The sequence below is a fragment of the Acetobacterium wieringae genome (genome assembly GCF_026646375.1).
Classification (GTDB): Bacteria; Bacillota; Clostridia; order Eubacteriales; family Eubacteriaceae; genus Acetobacterium; species Acetobacterium wieringae_A.
In genome coordinates this window covers 64,580-87,772 of sequence record NZ_JAIPPU010000004.1, presented here as the reverse complement: position 1 = coordinate 87,772, position 23,193 = coordinate 64,580, and the positions used below count along the sequence as shown (strand labels likewise).

Sequence of the window (23,193 nt, the reverse complement as noted above, 5' to 3'; positions counted from 1 at the left end):
GTGTCAACTACTAATATTTTAATCGGAGGACACAAAAGAACCGTCCCCGTGTGCGTCCGTCCCTGTGCGTCCCTCAAATAAAAACCATAACAGAAAGGATATCAAATGAAAAGTGATCGTGTAAAAAAAGGCGTCGAAACAACGCCGCAACGTTCTTTATTCAAAGCCATGGGTTATATCGATGAAGAACTGGAGCAACCTTTAATCGGGGTGGTCAATTCGTTTAATGAAATTATTCCCGGCCATATCCATTTAAATACCATCACCAAAGCCGTCAAGGAAGGCGTTCGCATGGCTGGGGGAACTCCCATCGAATTTCCGGCCATCGGGGTTTGCGACGGCATCGCCATGGGTCATGTCGGAATGAAATATTCTCTGGCATCACGGGAGCTAATTGCCGATTCCATTGAAATCATGGCCACCGCTCATTCCCTTGATGCGCTGGTTTTGATTCCCAACTGCGACAAGGTTGTCCCCGGCATGTTGATGGCCGCTGCTCGGCTCAATATTCCCGCAGTGGTGGTCAGTGGAGGGCCGATGCTGACCGGGAAAGCCGTGGGTCAGAAAGACACCGACTTAAATACCGCCTTTGAAGCGGTGGGGGCTTATAACGCCGGCAAAATTGACGAAAAAGAACTGAAATCCTTTGAGGATTCCGTTTGCCCCGGCTGTGGCTCTTGCTCGGGAATGTTCACCGCCAACAGCATGAACTGTCTAACCGAGGTGTTGGGCATGGGTCTACCTGGCAATGGCACCATTCCCGCTGTTTTTGCGGAGCGGGTTCGTCTGGCTAAAAAAGCTGGGATTCAGGTCATGGAAATGTGGAAACGGGACATCAAACCCCGGGATATTATGACGGATGCTAACTTCAGAAATGCCCTGGCTTGTGATATGGCTCTGGGCTGTTCGACTAATAGCATCCTCCATCTGCCTGCCATTGCCAATGAAGCCGGTGTTTGCATCGATCTTCAAGAAGTCAATGAGATTTCTGCTAAAACGCCACACCTGTGTAAGCTGGCCCCGGCCGGAAATCACCATCTGGAAGATCTGTACTTTGCTGGTGGGATTCAGGCCGTTATGAAAACTCTGGCCGATGCCGATCTGATTGATACGTCTTTAATGACCGTTACTGGTAAAACCATTGCTGAAAACCTGACTTGTGTTTACAATAAAAACCCGGAAGTCATTCGCCCACTAACCAATCCCTACAGCCCCACCGGAGGACTGGCGGTACTCTTTGGCAACCTAGCCCCGGATGGCGGCGTCGTTAAGCAGGGGGCAGTGGCGCCGGAAATGCTAAAACATGAAGGCCCAGCCCGGGTGTTCAACTCCGAAGAAGAAGCCACTGCTGCCATTAAAGCTGGAAAAATTGTGGCGGGTGACGTGGTGGTGATCCGTTATGAAGGCCCCAAAGGCGGCCCGGGAATGCGGGAAATGCTGTTCCCAACCTCGGCCATTGCTGGAATGGGACTGGACAAGGATGTCGCTTTGATTACCGACGGCCGCTTCTCGGGTGCCACCCGGGGTGCCTGTATCGGTCATGTCTCTCCGGAAGCTGCGGCTGGCGGAACCATCGGTTTAATTGAAGAGGGTGACATCATTGCCATCGATATTGTCAACCGTTCTTTATCTGTAAAGGTCGATGATGCCGTTCTGGCACAGCGAAAAGCTGCCTGGGTACCTTTGGAACCAAAGATTAAAACCGGTTATCTGTCTCGCTACGCCCGACTGGTAACTTCCGCCTCCACCGGCGCCGTCTTTGAAAAATAAAAAATAAAAGCATCGGGTGGGTACTACCCGCCCCATAAACAAATATTACATTTATCAAAATAATAAAAATAACTAACAATAATCCCGGTTCGTAGGGGCGAGAGTCTGACCCCTTGGTCATCCCCGATCGTCCGCCAACGAACGGATAGTCTAAATGAATTAATCTCAACCAAAAATAGAAAGGAAGTGAAGATTTGAATAACAAAGAATTATTATTGGGGTCGGAAATCACCGTCCGCTGTCTGGAAGAACAGGGCATCAAACATGTCTTTTCATTCCCAGGCGGGGTGGTCATTCCATTATTTGATGCCTTCTATCGACTCGACCATGATATTACCGAAATTGGCCCCTGTCACGAACAAAATGGGGTTCATGCCGCCGATGGCTATGCCAGAACAAGTGATACGGTGGGGGTCGCCATTACCACCTCCGGCCCTGGTGCAACCAATGCCATTACCGGAATCGCCAATGCCTATCTGGACTCGGTGCCTCTGGTTGTGATCACCGGTCAGGTAGCTTCGCCTTTGCTGGGCAAGGATTCCTTCCAGGAAATTGACATCACCAGCGTGACTATGCAAATTACCAAGCATAATTATCTGGTCACCAATGTAGAAGACCTGGCCGACACGATCCGGGAAGCCTTTGTGATTGCTCAATCGGGACGGCCCGGCCCGGTTGTAATCGATATTCCCAAGGACATCTTTCTGGCAAAGACTGAATACAAGAAAATGTTTATCCCCAAGCTGCGCCAGATCTATCCGGACATCAAGGAATCAAAGATCTTAGAAGCGGTGACAGCCATCAATAACGCTCAGCGACCAATGATCTATGCAGGTGGCGGGGTGCTTAAATCCAAAGCCCATGAAGAACTGCTGGCCTTTGCTGAAAAATCCGGCATTCCAGTGGCCAACTCGCTGATGGGATTAGGGGGCATTCCCCGGGATCATGAGCTGTCGATGGGAATGGTTGGTATGCACGGCTTCCAGGAAACTAATCTGGCGGTTATCAATTCCGATTTGTTGATTGCCATCGGTGCCCGTTTCAGCGACCGGGTTACCGGTAACTGCGATGCCTTTGTCCGCAATAAAACAGTCATCCATATCGATGTCGATCCCACTGAATTTGCCAAAAATATTCCGGCCGAAATTCAGATTCAGGGCAATATCAAAGATGTGCTGCCGTTGCTCACCAAAGACATTGAAGAAAAATCTTACCCGGAATGGTATGAAAAAATCAAGGGTTGGGTTATTCCCTGTGCCGAAAAAGGGGATTATCATCCCAAGAATATCCTCAACACCATTAATGCCGCCTATCCGGAAGCTTTTGTGGTCACCGAAGTTGGGCAGCATCAGATGTGGGTCGGCCAATACTGGAACGTTAAGCGTCCGGCTCAGTTTATCACCTCCGGTGGTTTAGGCACCATGGGCTACGGACTGGGGGCTTCGATTGGCGTTAAGCTGGCCAATCCTGATGCCGATGTGCTGCTCGTTGCTGGTGACGGCAGTTTCCGGATGAACTGTCAGGAATTGATCACTGTCAGCAAGTACCAGATTCCGTTAAAGATCTTCCTGTTTGACAACGAATCGTTGGGAATGGTACGACAATGGCAGAAGCTGTTCAGCGACAAGCGCTATGCCCAGACCGACATTGTTCAATGCACCGACTACATTATGCTGGCTGCTGCCAGCGGTATCCCTGGTTACAAGGTCTCCACCATGGACGAACTGAATCAGACTCTGGAAGCAATCAAAGACCAACCGGGTCCGTTGCTGGTTCACGTCAAGATCTCGAATGAAGAAGGGGTTTATCCCATTGTTCCAGCTGGTTGCGCCATAGACGAGATTTATTACGAATAGACAACTTGGAAATTATAAAAAAACTTTGCCGATGGAGTAGCGACTCTTAGGCAAAGTTTTTTCATTTTGGCATTGTGAAAAGGAAATGGCACTAGATAATAAATATTAGTTATTATTAAATAACAATAGTATTTCAATAATAAAAATTGTATAATAACGATTAGAATAATAAGTAGAGTGTTTATTTTTTATCTGATACGTGGCTTAGTGAAACAAAAAAATGATTTGGTTTTGAAAGGAGCGGAAGTCTGTTTCGACTAAGAAAAAATTAGCACTGACTAAAATTTAAACTTACAAATTAATTTACAAAGTTCTTTATCAATACTTCAACAAAGGAGCAAAGCAAAATGAAATGGATTTATGACATGAAGATCACCCGTAAACTGGTAATCAGTTTTATTCTTGTGTCTCTGGTGGCAGGTATTGTCGGATTAATCGGTGTGCTTAATCTAAATAAAATCAATGCATCCTACATTGATTCTTACAATAATGTGACCACTGCGCATATGAGTACCGGAAACTTACTTTCAAGTCTGGAAAAAATGAGATATCAATTAGTGGATATGGTTTTAGAATCTAATCCAGACGAAATTAAAAAAGATGCCGAGGAGATTGCAGCCGAAAAAGAAATGATCAGCTCTTCAATGGACAAATTTGAAGCGACAATTGTCAAAGAAGAGGTACGGGTCGAGTTTGCCAAGCTTAAAGAAACTATTTCCGAAGCTGAAAAACAAATTGATACGGCGGCCGGTCTAGCAGCAGAAAACAAAGATGCAGAAGCATTGGCGATGCTTGATGAAACGGGGTCACTAACAACATCGTTTGAAACAGCGATTACAGAAATGGGTGAGCTGATTAAAATGAAGGTTGATTCCGGAGAAGCCCAGATCAGTGAGAACACCCGTGACACAACTGCGGCAGTTACCCTAATATCGGTCATCACAATTTTAGGGATGATCGTTGCCATTGCATTGGGAATATTTTTGAGCAAGATTATTGGAAAACCCATCCAAAAGGTTTCAGAAGGTCTAAAAGAGATGAATCACGGTCATTTTATGATCCGACTTAAGATGGATCGAAAAGACGAAGTCGGCGAGATGGCTGATGCATTGGATACATTTTCAGATAGCATTCAAACAGTGATTGTTGGTACATTAAATGATGTATCAGCTGGGGATGTCAGTGCCAACATTGTACCTCGGGATGATCAGGATGAATTGGCACCAGCGCTTAAACAGATCATCGAAACCATTCGGGCACTGATTGAAGAAGCAAATAGGTTGTCGGCTGCTGCTGTGGAAGGAAGACTGAACACCAGAGGTGATGCATCGGCTTTTGCAGGTGGATATAGAGAAATCGTTGAAGGGGTTAATGCGACACTGGATGCGGTGGTCGGACCACTGAATGTTGCAGCTGACTATGTGGAGCAGATCAGTCAGGGAATTATTCCGCAAAAGATTACGGATAACTACGAGGGTGATTTTAATATTATAAAGAACAATTTAAACACCTGTATTGATGGGCTAAGCGCATTATCGGAAGGCAAACGGATTCTTGAAAAGATGAGCCTTAATGACTATTCTGAGGAAATGACCGGCCAGTACCTGGGAATTTACGCTGATATTGCAAAAGCCATCAATACGGTGCATGAGCGTCTGATTCGGGTGGTTAATGTTGCCACTCATATTGCGTCCGGAGATATGAGCGATCTGGAAACATTGCAGCAGATCGGCAAGCGAAGCGAAAATGACACGTTAAACCCCAGCCTGATTGCCATGATCGAAAACATTTTAAGCCTGGTTCAGGAAACGGAAAGCATGGCCAGTATTGCCGTTGAAGGGAATTTGGCAAATCGGGGTGATACCTCTAAATTTCAGGGTGAATTTGCCAAGGTTATCGATGGCTTTAATCAGACCTTGGATGCCATCATACAGCCACTGACTGAAGCAGCAGAGATTCTGGATTTGTTATCCACCGGAAATCTGAAAATTACAATGTCCGGTGAATACAAAGGCGACCATGCTCAGATCAAGAATGCTTTAAATAATACGATCATCTTCCTAAAACGCTATGTCGACGAAATTTCAGAAACATTGGAAGCCATGGGACAGGGTAGTTTAAATCAGGAAATTACAAGTGAGTATCTGGGGGATTTTCTACCTATTAAAACATCCCTCAATGCGATTAATGACAAGCTCAGCCAGACCATGCAGGAAATCAACGATGCCGCCGGACAGGTTGAAATGGGGGCCAGACAGATTTCGGATGGCGGTCAGAATCTGTCGCAGGGAACCACGGAACAAGCCAGCTCGATCCAGGAGTTAACGGCATCGATTGAAGAAGTCGCAGGAGAAACCAAGCGAAATGCTATGAATGCAAATCAGGCGAACGAATTGGCAGTAAGAGTCCGAAAAAATGCCGAAGTGGGAAATGATCAGATGGAAAAAATGGTTACCGCCATGGATGAAATTAGTGAATCCTCCAACAATATTTCTAAAATCATCAAAGTGATTGATGACATTGCTTTCCAGACAAATATTTTGGCCCTGAATGCTGCTGTGGAAGCAGCCCGGGCGGGTCAGCATGGCAAAGGCTTTGCGGTAGTAGCAGAAGAAGTCAGAACGCTGGCAGCACGAAGTGCTGAGGCGGCAAAAGAAACCACAGGTCTGATTGAAGGCTCCATCGACAAAGTGGAAGTAGGCACCCGGATTGCTGATGAAACTGCCGAAAGTCTCAAGGAAATACTGAATGAAATTGAGCAGGTAACCAGCCTTGTTGGTAACATTGCCCAGGCATCCAACGATCAGGCTTCGGAAATAGCCCAGATTACCAAAGGTATTGAACAGGTTTCCCAGGTGGTGCAAACAAATTCGGCCACGGCAGAAGAAAGTGCTGCTGCCAGTGAAGAATTATCAGGTCAGGCCGAAATGCTCAAACAAATGGTTGGCGCTTTTGAATTAAAAAGTATTGGCCAGACACGAAAAATACAAACTCGATTTGAAGAAGCGAAAGCGATCAAAAACGAAGCAGATCTTTCTTTTGAACCTCAAATTGTGCTGGATGACAACGACAAATATTAGGAAACAAATAATTGAAGACTCGTCCGATATTGAGAACTAACAGAGTAAATCATTAGAAAAACCAAGGACAGATGATAACAAAGCCTTGCCGATGCAGTCAAACGGGATTGATCAGCAGGGCTTTTTTTAAAAGTCTCGATGATAAAGATAATGATATTTGTCCGCAGTGGTAAAAATTCTGTCACACTATACGCCACACGTTGTCTAGTCAAATTCTCTATGTTAAAATATAAAAATAATGCATAGAAAAACGATTCTGTTGTTTTACAGCCTAAAAAAACGATATCCAAGTAAGAAGGTGATAATGTGCTATTACAAAAAGAACGGCAAGATGTGGTTAACTACTGCCGTAAGATGATTACAGCCGGATTAACGAAAGGCACTGGTGGCAACATCAGTATTTTAAATCGTGAAAAGGGTTTGATGGCTGTCAGCCCCAGCGGCATCGATTATTTTGAAACCTTAGTGGAAGATGTAGTAGTGATGGATCTTGATGGAAAAATTGTCGATGGTCGCCGAAAGCCATCCAGTGAGTATGAACTGCACCGGATTTTTTATGTCAGGCGGGATGATATTGCAGCGGTGGTTCACACGCATTCGGTTTATTCAACCGTTTTGGCAACCCTGCGCCAGCCGCTACCGGCATCCAGTTACCTGGTGGCCTATTCAGGATTGGATGTGCGCTGCGCCGATTATGCCTCTTTTGGCACTATGGAACTGGCAGAAAAAACCTTTGAGGCGATGCGGGATCGCTTTGCGGTGTTAATGGCTAACCATGGTTTGCTGACGGGCAGCACAGATATTCTCAATGCCTTTAACATCGCCGAACAAATAGAGCACTGTGCGGAGGTTTATGTAAAAGCCAGAGCCATTGGCACTCCGGTCGTTCTGGATGCGGATGAAATGGCAAGGATGGTCGTTAAGTTTGATCGTTTCTATGGTCAAAAAGTGTCCTATCATGAACCAGATGAAAAAGATGAGTGAGGAATCGATGGAAAAAAGCAAGGATTTGACAAGTCTGAAAAAAAATTACCTGGAAAAGAAAAAGACGGGTACAGAAAATAAAATAGTTTCGGCGTTGAAAATTGCGATTTGCGTAATCGTGTTCATAACCGTTATTTTTCTCCAGGTGCGGCTCTCTGCCTTAAGCAATATTGCCGGAGTCATTGCACAAATACAAGTGATGGTATCGGTCTATCTGGTGGTTGCGGTACGGAATAAAGGCTATCAGATTGCGGTGGGTATAAATATTTTGGCGTCGTTACTGGTGCTGTTCGGGGTGGTTATCGGACAGGGGAATCTGGAGGCGCTCCCGGGGGTGGTGGTACCGCTGTGTACCATCATCACGATCAGTATTATTTCGTTTTATGAGTATAGCTTCAGTACCAAATTAACCGAGATAACCGAACAGAAGATGGAACTTAGCGCCCTCTATGATGAATTGGCCAGTTCAGAAAAAGAATTTTTACAACAAAATGTTAAGTTAAAGGAACTGAACCGCAAAATGAAACAGCGGGAGGTGCGGCTCAATTATCTGGCCTTTACCGATGTTTTAACCGGACTGCCTAACCGAGAGATGCTTATTGGTAAGCTTGATGCTCTGGTTGAGCGCTGTCAGGAACAAGTGGCACATTTTGCGGTGGTGTTTATTGATCTTGACAATTTTAAAAGAATTAACGATTATAAAGGCCATTATATTGGGGACTTGCTACTGAAAGCCATTGCCGATAAAATTAAGAAGATTATTTATCAGCAGGATATGCTGGGATGTCTGGGGGGCGATGAATTTACTCTGATTATACAACGTGATCTCACTGAAATAGAGATTTTAGAATATGTTGAGAAAATTCGAACTGCACTGCTGGAGACCTTTGTAATTGAAAACATGGAATTAAATATCAGTGCCAGCTTTGGAGTTGCCTGCTTTCCCCAGGATGGAGTTACCACGACAGAACTCCTGAACTATTCGGATATTGCCATGTATAAGGCCAAAGAATTCGGCAAGAATCGAGTACAATTCAGTACTGAACGGCTGTAGCCGTGGCCGTGGTGCTTTTAGTCTTTTAACCGATGGATACGATTGCGAGTTTGTGTGAATTTAGGGTATAATGACTTTAATAATGTCATTGACAACTGGTAGCAAGCGGGCGGTTAATGACGGGAACGCATCTGGAGGTGAAACGTGTGGCTTGAGCTGAAAAAAAACCTGGTGATGATTCTGGTTGTAGGTATTTTAGGCGGGATCATTGGGGGGATCACCTGGCTGATTCTCTTTTTATTAAATCATGGCATTGAAATTATCTGGCATGTTATCCCCAAAAATCTAAATTTAGCTGTTTATCCGCTGGTGGTTTGTGCGCTGGGAGGTGTGCTGGTCGGGTTATGGGAAAAACGCTTTGGTCCCTATCCCAGAGAATTATCAGAAATCATGGCCGAGGTAAAAAGCGGACAAAAGGTCCCGTATAATAATCTTCATATTGTTGGAATTGCGGCGCTGTTACCGCTAATTTTCGGTGGCAGCCTGGGACCGGAGGCCGGGCTCTCCGGGATTATTGTGGGGTTATGTTTCTGGTTTTCCGACAAACTGAAATTTGCCCTGACCGAAGCAGATGAAATCGCTGAAATTGGGATGGCAGCCACCATTGGCGTAATTTTTAATTCACCACTGTTTGGATTTGTCAATCAGATTGAGGATGATGGCAGTGTAAAAAAGATACCGAGAAATAAGAAAATTTTATTGTATTTTGTTGGGATTCTTGGTGGGTTGGGCGCATATCGGTTACTGTCTCACACAATCGGTGGCGGATATGGTCTGGGAAATTTTCCTGAGATTAAAACCCTGGGAACCACTGAATGGACACTGGTGATTCCCCTGGCTCTGGCAGGGAGCCTACTGGGGATGCTTTATTTCATCTTTAAGAGTATTGTAAAAAAAGCGATTCATCCGCTTAAAAACAAGGTGGTGGTGAAAGCGGTGGTAGCTGGTGTGATTCTCGGCGGGGTGGGCATATTTTTACCCTACACCATGTTTTCCGGTGAACACCAGATGACCGGACTGATGACAAGCTGGGAAAGCATTGGTGTTGGGCTACTTTTTGTAACCGCCATTGTTAAACTGTTAATCACCAATATCTGCTTGGAACTGGGGTGGCGGGGAGGTCATATATTCCCGGTGATTTTTTCTGGGGCAGCGATTGGCTATGCATTTGCGATTTTACTACCCATCGATCCCATTTTTTGTGTGGCTGTGGTCGCTGCTGGTCTCACCGGAGCAATTCTTCGAAAACCATTGGCGGTAATTTTGTTATTGCTGATTATGTTTCCCCTCAGTGCGATTATTCCTCTGGTGATAGGCTCAGTAATCGGTAGCGCCATTCCAATTCCGGGATTTTTGGGACTGGATCAAACAGAATAAAAAAAGATCTGGGCATTGAGCTCAGATCTTTTTTAAAGCGTATACTTTTTAGAGACCGTTTTTGGATGAAATACTTATTGCTCAGCAGGATGGCTTGACATGGTAGAGGCGAATAGTGCAATTCCACCAACGATTAAATAAATCCCGGCAATGATTGAAAAGGCAAATAGCATAACATAGGGATTAAAAAGGAAGAAGAAACCCAGGATGGTATTGATAATTCCGGCAGCAAGCAGCCATCCAGTACCGGAACCGCCCTGTTTTTTCATCATCGAAGAGGCGGCGATCTGATTAATACCGGTGAATAGGGTCATAAACGCCAGCATAAATCCAAAGGTCTCAGCCCGGGCTAAAGCCGGTGCAAAGACAAGCAGAAAACCAAGAATGACGGCCATAATCCCTGAAGTCAGGCTCCAGCCGTTTTTAATTTCACTTTTGGCATAGTCATAAATCATAAAAACACCATAAATCATTAAACCAATAACAAAGATCCAGATCATCATGTTAACAAAGAACTGTGGTGCAATAAAAACCCCGATTCCAAGCAGAATCATAATAATTGAAGCTGCAATTCCCAGACCTTTATGGCCTTTTGTTACATTTCCGACAGCGTTTTCCATTTTTCTACCTCCAGGTTAAAAATAATTTCGATAAGCTGAGCTACAAATGCTATTAATATAATGCCCATTTTTAATAAATTAAAACAAAAATATTTTTTTAGTGAAAAAACGTTTTTTGGGTAAATAAAAAATAACACACAAGAATTTATAATCAAAATATGGATCGTATATCATTAGAATATACAGAAGGGAGAAACGGATGCGTGGTCCAATTGATTACATTGTTCTGGAGTTTGAAGGGAATCAGTTTAAAGGAGAAGTCCTGAGTGCCTTAGCCGATGCGGTCAGCAAGAAAATAATCAACGTGCTTGATCTGGCGGTGATTCTAAAAGATGAGAATGGGAATGTGGTGACACTAGAACTGAATAATCTGGATGATGAACTGGTGCAATCTATTACTTTGCTACACCGGGAAAAAGCGGGGTTGATTTCCATGGAAGATATCGAAGAAGTTGGCGAGGTACTGGCAACCAACAACGCCGCCGGATTATTGATCATTGAACAACTATGGGCAAAGGATCTTAAACGGGCTCTGATTAATGCCAATGGAAGACTGGTTTCAGAGGGGCGAATTCATCCGGATGCCGCCGCTGAATTGGATGAAGAGGAGGAAAACTAAATGGCCGGATTATTAAGAGGAGTAGCCAGAACCGCCGTTGTGGCTGGAACTGCCACAGCCGTATCAAATAATGTTAGTCGTCGCCAGGCAAAGCGATTTACCGAAAAAGATCAGCAGGCCTATGCTCAGCAACAACAAGCTTATCAACAGCAGCAGGTTTCTCAACAGCAAAGCTATCAGCAGGATGTGGATTTTGACGAGCAATTGGCCCAATTAGCCAAGCTGGGTCAGCTTCGGGATCAGGGGATCTTAACACAACAGGAGTTTGAAGCCAAGAAACGACAAATTTTAGGTGTTTAAAGGAGGACTTATCCTGGTGCTGGTCATGGGCACGGGGACTTCTCTGGCAACAGATACCGACAGCGTCTTTCTGATTGCTACCTATGCCATTGTGCTGTTTACCACTGTAGTTCAGGGACTCACTGTGGGTAAGGCGTATGAACGCCTGAAATAATAAGGGTAAAAATGTAATAACACAAGAAAAGAACAACGTATCCGGAAAAATAATCTCCGGAAAGGTTGTTCTTTTGTTTTATATTATTTGGATACGTTTATCTCGGTCCAGGCCCGGTTGTAAATCTCCATTACATCATTGGGGAGATCTTTAAAGATTTCGCTGCGAGCCAGATCTTCATTGCTGATGTTAAAACCGGCATTTTCAGACCAGCTGGCATCCAGAAGGGCTAAGGCTGGGGTGTTGGGTGAAGAGTAACCGACATATTCAATATTTTTGGCGGCAATTTCCGGAGTCAGCATGAAATTGATGAATTTTTCGGCCAATTCCGGGTTTTGGGCATTTTTGGGAATCACAAAATTATCATAAAAGGCATTGGAACCTTCCTTGGGAACCGCAAAATTAAGACTGTCGGTTTCACTCATGATAATTGCGGCATCGCCGGAGTAAACCACTGCCATGGCCGCATCACCACTGGCCATCAGGCTCTTGACATTATCGGTGACATAAGCCATCACCAGAGGTTTCTGGGCGATCAGGGCATCCCGAGCGGCATTGATATTGGCTTCATTGGTTTCATTCATTGAGAAGCCCAGTCGTTTCAGAGAGACGCCCATACTGTCGCGGATGCTGTCATACATTAGAATTTTAGATGCATATTTGTCGTTCCAGAGCAGGTTCCAGCTATCCACCGGGTCGGTGACTTGCGCCGTGTTATAAACAATCCCCAAAACTCCGTAGAAATAAGGCACCGAGTATTGATTGCCGGGGTCAAAGGCCAGATTCTTTGCCGAGTCATCGATGTTGGCCAGATTGGGGATACTGTCTTTAGTGATCGGGCGGAGCATTTCTTCCCGGATCAGCCGTTCAATCATATAATCAGAAGGCACCAGCACATCGTAGGTGTCGGATGAGTTTTTGACCTTGACATACATGTCTTCATTAGAGGTAAAGGTTTCATAATTGACCCGGCAATTGTATTCTTCTTCAAACTGAGCGATCACCTCCGGATCCATATAATCACCCCAGTTATAAACCGTCAGCTCGGCCCGATCATCAGATCCGCAGCCACCAGCTAAAAAGGGCAGACACAGTAACGACAAAATTAATACGATTTTTTTCATTCCATTCTCCTCATAAGATTTATTGAATATTTTTAATCCCTTTTTCACTGCGGATGTTGATCAGGACTAACAAAACCATGATACATCCGAACATAATAGTTGACAAGGCATTGATTTTGGGGTTGATGCCAGCCTTGGCCATGGAGTAGATGGTGATGGACAGGTTACTGACCCCGTTGCCGGCGGTAAAAAAACTGATTACAAAATCATCGATGGACAGGGTAAAGGCGATCAGGGCGCCGGAGGTCACACCGGGTAGAATTTCCGGGAACAGCACCTTCCAGAAAGCTTGTCGGGGCGTTGCGCCGAGATCCAGGGCGGCTTCAAAAATATTTTCTGGCAGCCGGTTAAACCGGGGCAGCACTGCCAAGATGACATAGGGAATACAAAAGGTGATGTGGGCAATAATGATGGTGGTGAGGCCCATCTTCATGCCAATAAAAATAAACAGCGACATCAGTGTGATCCCCATGACAATATCCGGTACCAGCACGGGAATATTATTGAGCAGCAGGTAGGGGCGTTTCAGCTTGGAACGCATCCGATAAATGCCCAGAGCTGAGACGGTTCCCACAACGGTTGAAACAGTAGTGGCTATCACGGCAATGATCAGGGTATAATATAAGGCCTGAAGAATATAGCGATCCTGAAAAAGCATCACATACCATTTTAGAGTAAAGCCAGCCCATGGCCCCATGATTTTTGAATCATTGAAAGAATAAATGATCAGCACCAGAATCGGGGCGTATAAAAACAGCAGGATCAGACCAAAGACCAGATTTTTAAAACACTTTCTCATAGCAGTTGCCCCCCGGTGTCAAATTCTTTCCCGGTAATTAAACGGGCAATACCGAGAACCAGAAAGATTATCGTCATTAGAACCATTGATATTGCTGAGCCGAAGTTCCAGTTATTCAGGGTTAAAAACTGCTGTTCAATGAGATTACCAATCAGCATGTATTTACCGCCACCCAACAGGTTGGAAATGACAAAGGTGCTGACCGCTGGCATAAAGACCATCATACAGCCGGAAACAATCCCGGGAAGACTGAGCGGTACCTTGATTTTTAGAAACATCTGAAAATGGTTGGCGCCCAGATCGGTGGCGGCTCGTAATAGATCCGGGTCGATTTTTTTTAAGGAAGTGTAGATGGGTAATAACATGTAGGGAAAGAAGTTATATACCATTCCCAGAATCACCGCCGATTGGGTATACAGCAGACTGACATCCCGGAAGCCTAAAAGCCCGAGAAATTGGGAGATCAAGCCGCTACCGCTGAGCAGAACCATCCAGGCGTAGGTACGTAATAAAAAATTAACCCACATAGGAATAATCATCAACACAATCATCATATTTTGGCGATGGCCGGGTAGGGAAACGATCAGGTTCCCCAGAGGATAGGCAATCAGAAAACAGATCAGAGTGGCGATGACGGCATATAAAAACGAACGGTATAACAGCTCCAGATATACCGGATCCATAAACTGCTGATAGTTTTCCAAAGTAAAGGTGTAGATTCCGGCCTTAAAATCCGGGTTGGATAAAAAGCTGAACCAGATTACCACCAACAGCGGAACAGCAATAAAAATCAGCATCCACAGACCATAGGGATAGGCAATGTATTCCTTAAATGATTTCATGGTCATTGTCCTTTTTCATGATATGAATATTATTGGGGTCAACCTGGATACTGATGGGATCTCCGGCGAAGAATTCCCGGGTGGTGTGAATCAGCCAGTTGATGCCCTGACAGGTCATGACAATTTCATAGTGCATCCCCAAAAAAGTCACCGTTTCAATTTTTCCATCGAGAAAACCAACGCCGGGGGGGAGAATTTCGATATCCTCCGGACGAATTACGGAAAGCACCGCCTCGTTTTCCGCAAAACCCGTATCGACACAGGGAACGGCCACATTTTGAAGCTTGACCAGACAGTCTTTTAACATAATTGCCTCGAGAATATTGCTTTCGCCGATAAAATCCGCAGCGAAGGCGTTTCGGGGTTCATTGTATATGTCCACCGGGGAGCCGATCTGCTGAATTCGGCCGTGGTTCATAATGATGATGGTATCGGACATGGTCATTGCCTCTTCCTGATCGTGGGTGACATAAATGAAGGTGATCCCGGTTTTTTTCTGAAGGTTTTTTAGCTCCAGCTGCATATTCTTGCGCAGTTTGAGATCCAGGGCTCCCAAGGGCTCGTCCAACAGCAGTACCTGGGGATGATTGACCAGCGCCCGGGCAATGGCAACCCGCTGTTGCTCACCACCACTTAGGGAATTGACATCCCGCTGTTCATGTCCCTGAAGATTCACCATCCGCAGCATTTCCTGAACCAGACGATCGATTTCGTCTTTGAATTTTTTTTGAATTTTTAGTCCAAAGGCAACATTGTCATAGACATTTAAATGGGGGAACAGGGCATATTTCTGAAAAACTGTATTAATCGGCCGTTTGTTGGCCGGGATAGTGAGGAGGGTTCGGCCTTCAAAAAGAATGTCCCCGGAATCCGGGGTTTCAAACCCACCAATCATCCGCAGCAGGGTGGTTTTACCACAGCCGCTGGGGCCGAGGATGGTCAGAAATTCATTCGTGCGGATGGAAAAATTAATTTCATCAATAATGGTTTTATCCCCATAGTGTTTAACCAGGTTGCTAACTTGTATAATCTTTTCGGTATTTTTTTTCAATTCATAAATCCTCCGTCGTATCAAAACCATCTATTTAAGCAAAAAAATCCCCAGGCTTTCCCCAGGGTTGATTAAGCGATTCGTTGCTTATGGATAAGCATTATTACACTGGTTTTATTCTAACATGTTATCAAGCGGATGGCAATGAAATTAGGATTAGCAACCGGAATTTTTAAATGAAAAAAAACAGAGTAACACTCTGTTGCCAGAAACATTACTCTGCTGGTGTTGCCCAGTTTGGGCATAGTTATAGAATGCTGGTAATGGTAACATTCAGGAAGGCCCGGTTACTGAGATCAAGTTCAAAAGGGGTCACATCTTCGCCGTCTTTTTTAAAAATCCGGACCTTGGGTCGCATCGAAAAGTTCTCATAATTCTCAATGATAATTCCGGTTAGCCGGTTGCTCAGTTCCACGCAGGTACCAATCGGATAGGGGGCAATCTTGCGGATAAAGACATCAACCAAATCCGGATCGAAAAGGGTATGAGAAGCCCCCATGATGTACTCGATAACTTCCGAAGGGATAATGGCTTTGCGGTAGGGGCGATCGGAGGTCATGGCATCATAGACATCGGCAATGGCAATGATTCGCCCAAAGAGCGAAATTTTTTCTTCTTTTAAATCGTTGGGGTAACCGCCGCCGCCGAACTTTTCATGATGATCGAGAATCCCAATTCGGGCCGACAAATTGATGTTTGATACTTTTTTGATATAATCAAAACCCAAAGTGGAATGGTTTTGCATTTCACAGGATTCGTCTTCGGAGAGTACCCCAGCTTTACAGAGGATATCTTTCTTGACAAAAACTTTGCCGATATCGTGCAGAATCGCACCGATTCCCAGATCGCATAATTGTTCCCGGCGCAAGCCCAGGGCGGTTCCCAGAACGATGGAAAGGACGGCAACATTCACTGAATGAAAATAGGTATAGTCATCAAAAACCTTCAAATCCACCATATTAATAACCATGTGACTATTTTGAAGAATTTCATCAACAATGGACTCAATCTGTTTTTGCATATCATTAAAAGTATTCTTTTTTAATGAACCTTTATTTTCGGTGGTAATAAAGACGTCCTTCACACATTTAACCGTTTCGGCGCGAACCCGGTCATTGATGATATTGATGATTTGAATGTCTTTGGTCAGATCGTCTTCAACATAGATGCCATTATAATTCAGTTTTTTTATTCGTTCGATATAATCTTCAGTCAAAACTGTATCTTTGGCAAGTATCAACTCACCTCGTTCACCCCAAAGATTATTTCCTAACATCATTCCTTCACGCAGGCAAAATGTTGGTACATATCTCATGGTTTTCCTCCCAATATAATGACCTGGTATAAAGTCAGGACTTAGATAATAATTATAACTATAAGATCCCTGTTTTTGCAATCAAAATTTCACGATAGCTCGGATAAAAAACGGGAATAAAAAGAAATTTAAGTTTAATATGCCTTTAGTTATGACAAAAAAACCTTAAAATCGATTGAATGAGATAAATTCATCGATGGTTGGGTGGGTAGAAGCCATGATTTTTTCCGGGGTGTCAGAAAACAGACAGATGCCCTGATCGAGAAAAGTCAAGTGGGTACAAATCCGAAAGGCTTGGCTGAGATTATGGGTGATGATGATAATGGTCAGGCCCTGGTCGCGATTTCGTTTTTTAAGGGCGGTTTCAATAAGTTGGATGCTTTTGGGATCAATATTGGCAGTTGGTTCGTCTAAAAAAAGTACCTTTGGCGAAAAAGACAGCGCCCGTGCCAGAGCTGTCTTTTGAGATTCACCACCAGAAAGATGGCGGGCATTCTGGTTTGCGATATTTTTGATTTCGAACTCCTCCAGCAGTTGATTTACAGTTTGATGAAGCAGTTCTTTTTCATAGTTGCGGATTTTTAACGGATAGGCAATATTATCATAGACGGATCGGGAAAAAAGCGTAGGAGTATGGGTGGAGTAGGTCATTTGGGAAAAAATATCCTGACATAAGGGGTGATCATTGTAGTGGACCGTTCCAGAGGAAGGGGCGATCAGGCCCGCCATTATTTTCATCAAGGTAGTTTTTCCGGAACCGTTGGGCCCAATAATACCATGAATTTGGCCGGACTCAAAAAATAGCTCACCATGCTGACCCTCCAGATGAAGTACTTCTTTTTGTTTATAGGTTTTAACAATATGGCTAGTCTTGATATTCATTCTGATCTCCAATAATAAAATGATATAAAACGGAATTGGTGATAAAAGAGATGGTCATCAGAATCAGACCCATGGCAATGGAAACACTGTATTGGCCCATGTTGTTATTCATGGCAATAAAGGTGGTCATCACCCGGGTAAAGCCCCGGATATTGCCGCCAACAATCATAACGGCACCAACTTCAGAAATGGCCCGACCAAAACCAGTGACCAGGGCAATCATGATAACGCCTTTTAATTCCAACACGAGTAAAATTAAAACATCTAAGCCCTGGGCACCCAACGTTTTACCAGTTTGTACCACCTCGTAGCCGCTGGTGCTGGCATGGTTAAAAACGATGCCCATAATAACCGGAGTCACCAGAATGGTTTGGGCAATGATCATGGCGGTGGGGGTGTACATCAGTTGAAACTGGCCGAAGGGTCCCGAACGGGCCAAAAAGAGTGCGGTAAACAAACCGATGATAACCGGTGGAAAGGACATGAAGGTGTACAGCAAACGGGATACCACTTTCTTGCCTCGAAAATTATTAATTCCCAGAAGGATGCCAAGGGGTACCCCAATCAAAGTTCCGTAAAGGGTTGATGAAAAAGATACGAAAAGCGATAATAACACAATTTGAATGATTTCAGGATCAAAGGAAAAAATCAGCCGAAAGGCTTCAACAAAACCATTGAGTATGTAATCCATTGATTTCTCCATAATGAGATCCTGGAAGATGTCATCTCCCAGGATCTCAATTGATTGTTATTTTTTAACTGCGTCGGGAATAAATAGCTGATCGCCATTGACTTTGTATGATGCGATCAGTTCCTGAGTTTCAGGAGATATGATCCAATCGACAAACGCTTGGGCACCTTCGGCATTGATCTGGTCATTAATACTTGGCGAGACGGCAATAACCCCATATGGATTATTAAGCATTGCATCACCTTCACAGACGATTTCCAGATTGGCCATGGTGTCTTTCATGTTGGCGTAGGTAGCTCGATCTGCCAATGTGTAGCCCAGTTTTTCATTGGTGACAGTCAGGGTTTCGCCCATCCCGGTACCAGTTTTTATGTACCAGTCGCCAGCAGGAGTAATGTTGGCAGCTTTCCAGATCGCCAGTTCTTTGGTGTTGGTGCCGGATTTATCATCCCGGGAGACGAAAGTCGAGGGCACTGCAGCAATAGCGGTAAAAGCTTTAACCGCATCATCAGCAGCTGTCGTTTTGACTTTGGCCGGATCTTCTTTTGGTCCCAACACGACAAAGTCATTATGCATAACGTCAAAACGTTCAACCCCATAGCCATCAGCAATAAACTGATCTTCTTGAGATCGGGCATGTACGAGCAGTACGTCAGCTTCCCCGGCTTTTCCCATTTCCATGGCTTTACCGGTGCCCACTGCGACAACCTTGACTGCAATCCCGGTTTGAGCTTCAAAGTCAGGTAGAATTTCGTCCAGCAGACCGCTGTCCTGGGTGCTGGTGGTGGTGGCCAGAATGATCTCTCCGTTGGAACCGGGCTCTAAGTCTTTCTTTGCCGGAGTACAGCCCAGTGTACTGAGGGCAATGGTGCAAACAAACAAAACAATAACCAATAGTGACAATTTCTTTTTCATTTTCTTCCTCCTAAAATATTTTATCAAAAGAGCGGATACTCTAAAGACGACAATAAAGAGAAGTGAATCCAAAAAAAATAATCGATTGCTTAAAAAAACAATCGAAAATTTTGCGTTAACCATCCTCTACACACTGGAAAGCATCGTCATTTCTAACGAGACTCTAACGATTGAAAAACCATAGAAAACCGTAGGTTTGTCAATTCGGATTGTTTGTTTTCACTACGAAACCGTATTTAATTGATTTTATTCTATCAAATCAGATTGTTTGAGTCAAGTCTGCCAAGGAATTGTGTCTTCAAATTAATTGATACCCAGTTGCCAATCGTTTATTCATTGTAACAAGGATGACCATTAAAAAAAGCTCTCAAAAGTGTTGCATTGGCGTAAAATTGATCAAAAACTGTACGTTTTTTTATCCTTATTTTGATCTTATTTTGTAAAATGCCTTTTACCATGACATTTTTGCCCAGCCGTTGACAGACAAAAAATCTGATGATACCATGAATCAATCAGATTGATCTAGAAATTTTGATAAAGGAAAATGTGATGAAGACAATAAGAGTATGTGTTGGCAGTGCCTGTCATGTAAATGGATCGTATAAGGTGGTAAAAGCGATGAACCAGATCATTGATCAGCGGGGGCTGGGAGATGAGATTGAACTGGTGGGATCGTTTTGTATGGGAAAATGCACTGAGGGTGTGGCTGTGGAATGTGATGAGATCATCTATGCTGTGTCTGTTGACAATGTGGAAGAAGTCTTCGAGAAAATTATGGGGGAAAAATAATTGAGTATTATCAATTTTTCAAAAAATAAATGCCGCAATTGTTATAAATGTATTCGAAATTGTCCGGTGAAGGCCATAAAGCTTAAGGACAAACATGCGCAGATTATTCAGTCGATGTGTATTGGCTGTGGAGTCTGTATTGCTACCTGTCCCCATAACGCTAAAGAAATTCATAGTGATGTTGATACCATCAAGCAATGGCTAAAAACTGAGCAGGTGGTTTTAAGCTTGTCGGCGGTATTCCCGACAGCTTATTATCTGGATCATCCCCGCCAGTATTTGGGAATTCTTCGGGAGCTGGGCTTCACAATTATTGAGGAGACCTCGATTGGCGCCGAGGTAGTGGCCAAAGCCTATGCCGATGAGTATCGCAGTAATAAGAAATTTATTATTTCGTCATCCTGTGCGGCGATCAAAAACCTCATTGAGATTTACTATCCTCAGTACCTTTCATCGCTGAGTCGTCAGGTCTCACCGATGATTGCCCACGGCAAGATTCTTCGTGAAAAATACCCCAATGCCAAAATTGTCTATGCCGGTTCCTGTCTGGCTAAAAAAATGGAGGTTCATGACAAGGATGTCCGGGGCATCATTGATGGGGTTTTAACCTTTGATGAAATTGACAGCTGGATTAAAAAAGAAAACATCATTCCGAATAAAATGCCGATGGAAGAGTTTAATGCCATTGGTACCAACACCGGGCGGCTTTATCCGATTACCGGCGGATTGGCTAAAAACAGTGTCGAAAACCTTGATGGCAGCCGGAAAATCCTGCGTATTGACGGAGTCAAGGACTGTATGGAGTTTCTCGATGAGATTCACCAGCTGGATAAAAAATACTGGATCGAAATGAACGCCTGTGAGGAGGGCTGTGTTAATGGCCCAGGTAATATTCACAGTCCACTGTCCAAATATGAAAAGGTAGAGATGCTGCAGACCTATATTGATTTAAACAGTAAAAAAGAACCCTCCACCGATATTCCAGCGATTGATACCAGGCGTTCATTCCATAAACGGCCCGTTCATCATCTCGGTGAGGTGCCGACCGAAGAGTTGGAAAAAATCCTTAACCAGATGTCCAAATTTACAGAGCGGGACGAACTGAATTGTGGAACCTGTGGTTATGAAACCTGTCGGGATAAGGCCCGGGCGGTTTATTGGAATATGGCGGAATTGGATATGTGTCTGCCGCTGATCACCAGTAAGACTGAAGCCATTTCGAATTTGATTATCACCACCACGCCCAACGCCATTGCGGTGCTGGATAAAAAATTCCGGATCATCGAGTTCAATGCTGCGGCTGAACGCCTCTTTAATATGAAAAAGGAAGATGTGATGCGTTACAATTTTGTCGATGCTCTGGATTACAACCCCTTTAGAAAACTCAATCAGGATCGGGGCAATACGTATACCGGTAAAGGCCATTATGAAAAAGAAAACCGCACCTTTATGGAAATCTTGACCTATATTCCCGAGCAGGAGCTGTACATGGGGATATTTATTGACATCACCCGTCAGGAAAAGCAGGAGCAGGACATGCAGAAAATTCAGGAAGAAACCCTGAAAATGGCCCAACGGGTTATTGACAAACAAATGCGGGTGGCTCACGAGATTGCTGGTTTGCTGGGTGAAACCACGGCTGAAACCAAGGTGACCCTGACCAAGCTCCAGAAAGTGGTAACCAGTCGGGAGGTTGAAGTTTAATGGCGTTATTTATGGATATAGCCAGTGATAGTGTCAACAAGGTTCATGAAGAGCTTTGCGGCGATAATGTGGAAGTGCGAATCAATGATGAAAGTGTCATTGTGGTGCTGGCTGATGGTATGGGCAGCGGCGTCAAAGCCAATATTCTGGCAACCCTGACCTCAACCATTGCGGCCACCATGCTGGAAGAAAAAATGGGGATTATGGATGTGCTGGAAACCCTGGAAGCTACCCTGCCAAAATGCAGCGTTCGCCATATGGCGTACTCGACCTTTACGATTGTGCAGGTATTTCGGAACCGAATGGCTTATATTCTTGAATTTGATAACCCGCCACTGGTGTTTATCCGGGATGGGGAGATCATTGAACTGGAACGTAAGGAAATTGAATTCCAGGGAAAATCGGTTTATGAAACCTCAATGGAAATCGAAAAAGGTGATATTATGGCTTTTTTCAGCGATGGTGTCATTCATGCCGGGATTGGCCATTTGTTAAACTTTGGCTGGCAATGGGAAGAAGCGGCGGACTACCTTCTGGCCCGCTCCTATGAAAACAAAAAGGCCAAGGATATTTCAATGGCGCTGGTGGACACCTGTTATAATCTTTATGGTGAAGAGCCGGGAGATGATACCACGGTGGCCGTTATTAAAGCGGAAGAACGAAAATACATCACCATTTTTTCCGGGCCACCGCTGGATCAGGAAAAAGATGCTGAGATTAAACGGCTGCTGGAACGGGCCCGGGGCAAGAAGATTGTCTGCGGCGGGACAGCTGCCAATATTGTGGCCCGGGAATTTGGAGAAGAGGTCAAGGTCGATTTTTCAACCATGTCGGATCGGGTGCCGCCGATTGCTACCATTAAAGGGATCGATCTGGTAACGGAGGGGGTACTCACCCTGCAGGAAACCTTGCGGATCTGTGAAAATTATATGAATAATCACTGTGGTCGGGAAATTTTCCAGGAAAAAAACGGCGCATCGATGCTGGCAAATATTTTGATGAATGAATGTACAACCATTGATTTAATTATGGGAAATTCGATTAATCCGGCTCATCAGAACCCGGACTTTCCGGAGGAACTGACGACGAAATGGCGGGTGACTCAAAAACTGATTGATATGCTCCGAAGCATCAATAAAGAAGTGAACATCATCTATGTTTGATCAGGACTGATTATGACAGCATAAAAACATTGTCTTTTTTATCAAAAAGAGAAGCGGAACACCCCGGTGAGGGTGTTCCGCTTCAAATATAATATGCTTTGAGG

General features: G+C 44.4%; 21 protein-coding genes. 12 read left to right on the top strand and 9 right to left on the bottom strand.

Translation table 11 applies throughout. From position 1 onward, the window contains the following. The first annotated feature begins 105 nt into the window (after positions 1–105). The 6 genes from ilvD to Q7P33_RS05175 all read left to right on the top strand — a co-directional run bounded on the left by ilvD (position 106) and on the right by Q7P33_RS05175 (position 10,121). Entirely contained in the window at positions 106–1,770 is a 1,665-nt protein-coding gene (ilvD, locus tag Q7P33_RS05200) for a dihydroxy-acid dehydratase (RefSeq protein ID WP_303868066.1), read from the top strand. A 194-nt stretch (positions 1,771–1,964) separates the two neighbouring features. Then, entirely contained in the window at positions 1,965–3,626 is a 1,662-nt protein-coding gene (ilvB, locus tag Q7P33_RS05195) for a biosynthetic-type acetolactate synthase large subunit (protein WP_303868064.1), read from the top strand. 347 nt (positions 3,627–3,973) lie between these two features. Continuing rightward, complete coding sequence (locus tag Q7P33_RS05190; RefSeq protein WP_303868060.1) at positions 3,974–6,706, top strand: methyl-accepting chemotaxis protein; 2,733 nt, start codon at positions 3,974–3,976, stop codon at positions 6,704–6,706. A 306-nt stretch (positions 6,707–7,012) separates the two neighbouring features. Next, positions 7,013–7,690, top strand: coding sequence for an L-fuculose-phosphate aldolase (locus Q7P33_RS05185; protein ID WP_303868059.1), 678 nt, complete (start codon positions 7,013–7,015; stop codon positions 7,688–7,690). After that, the gene (locus Q7P33_RS05180; protein ID WP_303868056.1) at positions 7,674–8,744 is read left to right on the top strand and encodes a GGDEF domain-containing protein; all 1,071 of its coding nucleotides are present in this window, start codon (positions 7,674–7,676) and stop codon (positions 8,742–8,744) included. The genes Q7P33_RS05185 and Q7P33_RS05180 overlap by 17 nt, the downstream gene beginning before the upstream one ends. A 144-nt stretch (positions 8,745–8,888) precedes the next feature. Beyond that, a complete protein-coding gene (locus Q7P33_RS05175; protein WP_303868053.1) occupies positions 8,889–10,121 on the top strand; it encodes a chloride channel protein in 1,233 nt (410 codons plus the stop codon). Between the two features lie 74 nt (positions 10,122–10,195). Here the strand turns inward: Q7P33_RS05175 and Q7P33_RS05170 are convergent, their stop codons facing one another. Next, a complete protein-coding gene (locus Q7P33_RS05170) occupies positions 10,196–10,741 on the bottom strand; it encodes an HdeD family acid-resistance protein (protein WP_303868051.1) in 546 nt (181 codons plus the stop codon). Between the two features lie 199 nt (positions 10,742–10,940). Here Q7P33_RS05170 and Q7P33_RS05165 point away from each other — a divergent pair, with 199 nt between their 5' ends. Genes Q7P33_RS05165 through Q7P33_RS05155 form a run of 3 tightly spaced genes read left to right on the top strand, consistent with a single transcriptional unit; the run spans position 10,941 to position 11,814 of the window. Then, positions 10,941–11,360: a DUF6325 family protein gene (locus Q7P33_RS05165; RefSeq protein ID WP_303868049.1), complete on the top strand. Its 420-nt coding sequence runs from the start codon at positions 10,941–10,943 to the stop codon at positions 11,358–11,360. After that, a complete protein-coding gene (locus tag Q7P33_RS05160; RefSeq protein WP_303868047.1) occupies positions 11,361–11,660 on the top strand; it encodes an SHOCT domain-containing protein in 300 nt (99 codons plus the stop codon). Then, positions 11,653–11,814 (top strand): hypothetical protein, encoded by a 162-nt coding sequence (locus Q7P33_RS05155; RefSeq protein ID WP_303868045.1) that lies wholly within the window; start codon positions 11,653–11,655, stop codon positions 11,812–11,814. Before Q7P33_RS05160 ends, Q7P33_RS05155 begins: the two co-directional genes overlap by 8 nt. Positions 11,815–11,897: 83 nt before the next feature. On the opposite strand, the gene Q7P33_RS05150 is transcribed toward Q7P33_RS05155, so the two are convergent. The 8 genes from Q7P33_RS05150 to Q7P33_RS05115 form a co-directional block, all read right to left on the bottom strand. Next, entirely contained in the window at positions 11,898–12,938 is a 1,041-nt protein-coding gene (locus tag Q7P33_RS05150) for a PotD/PotF family extracellular solute-binding protein (RefSeq protein ID WP_303868043.1), read from the bottom strand. Between the two features lie 19 nt (positions 12,939–12,957). Continuing rightward, on the bottom strand, positions 12,958–13,737 hold the full coding sequence (locus tag Q7P33_RS05145) for an ABC transporter permease (RefSeq protein WP_303868040.1): 780 nt from the start codon (positions 13,735–13,737) through the stop codon (positions 12,958–12,960). After that, positions 13,734–14,579 (bottom strand): ABC transporter permease, encoded by an 846-nt coding sequence (locus tag Q7P33_RS05140; protein ID WP_303868037.1) that lies wholly within the window; start codon positions 14,577–14,579, stop codon positions 13,734–13,736. Before Q7P33_RS05140 ends, Q7P33_RS05145 begins: the two co-directional genes overlap by 4 nt. Continuing rightward, positions 14,566–15,630, bottom strand: a complete 1,065-nt coding sequence (locus Q7P33_RS05135) for an ABC transporter ATP-binding protein (RefSeq protein WP_369693284.1) — start codon at positions 15,628–15,630, stop codon at positions 14,566–14,568. The genes Q7P33_RS05140 and Q7P33_RS05135 overlap by 14 nt, the downstream gene beginning before the upstream one ends. 247 nt (positions 15,631–15,877) lie before the next feature. Then, positions 15,878–16,945, bottom strand: coding sequence for an HD-GYP domain-containing protein (locus Q7P33_RS05130; RefSeq protein WP_303868032.1), 1,068 nt, complete (start codon positions 16,943–16,945; stop codon positions 15,878–15,880). A gap of 165 nt (positions 16,946–17,110) precedes the next feature. Beyond that, the gene (locus tag Q7P33_RS05125) at positions 17,111–17,827 is read right to left on the bottom strand and encodes an ABC transporter ATP-binding protein (protein WP_303868029.1); all 717 of its coding nucleotides are present in this window, start codon (positions 17,825–17,827) and stop codon (positions 17,111–17,113) included. Then, positions 17,811–18,518, bottom strand: a complete 708-nt coding sequence (locus Q7P33_RS05120) for an ABC transporter permease (RefSeq protein ID WP_303868026.1) — start codon at positions 18,516–18,518, stop codon at positions 17,811–17,813. The genes Q7P33_RS05125 and Q7P33_RS05120 overlap by 17 nt, the downstream gene beginning before the upstream one ends. Before the next feature lie 57 nt (positions 18,519–18,575). Then, positions 18,576–19,433, bottom strand: coding sequence for a substrate-binding domain-containing protein (locus tag Q7P33_RS05115; protein ID WP_303868024.1), 858 nt, complete (start codon positions 19,431–19,433; stop codon positions 18,576–18,578). Between the two features lie 549 nt (positions 19,434–19,982). Between Q7P33_RS05115 and Q7P33_RS05110 the strand changes: the two genes are divergently transcribed. From Q7P33_RS05110 to Q7P33_RS05100, 3 genes are read left to right on the top strand one after another with little or no spacing between them, the layout of a single operon-like run. Beyond that, the gene (locus Q7P33_RS05110; protein ID WP_303868023.1) at positions 19,983–20,222 is read left to right on the top strand and encodes a (2Fe-2S) ferredoxin domain-containing protein; all 240 of its coding nucleotides are present in this window, start codon (positions 19,983–19,985) and stop codon (positions 20,220–20,222) included. Then, on the top strand, positions 20,223–21,926 hold the full coding sequence (locus Q7P33_RS05105; RefSeq protein WP_303868021.1) for a [Fe-Fe] hydrogenase large subunit C-terminal domain-containing protein: 1,704 nt from the start codon (positions 20,223–20,225) through the stop codon (positions 21,924–21,926). It begins immediately after the preceding gene. Then, complete coding sequence (locus tag Q7P33_RS05100) at positions 21,926–23,089, top strand: SpoIIE family protein phosphatase (RefSeq protein WP_303868018.1); 1,164 nt, start codon at positions 21,926–21,928, stop codon at positions 23,087–23,089. Before Q7P33_RS05105 ends, Q7P33_RS05100 begins: the two co-directional genes overlap by 1 nt. The last annotated feature ends 104 nt before the right edge of the window (positions 23,090–23,193 follow it).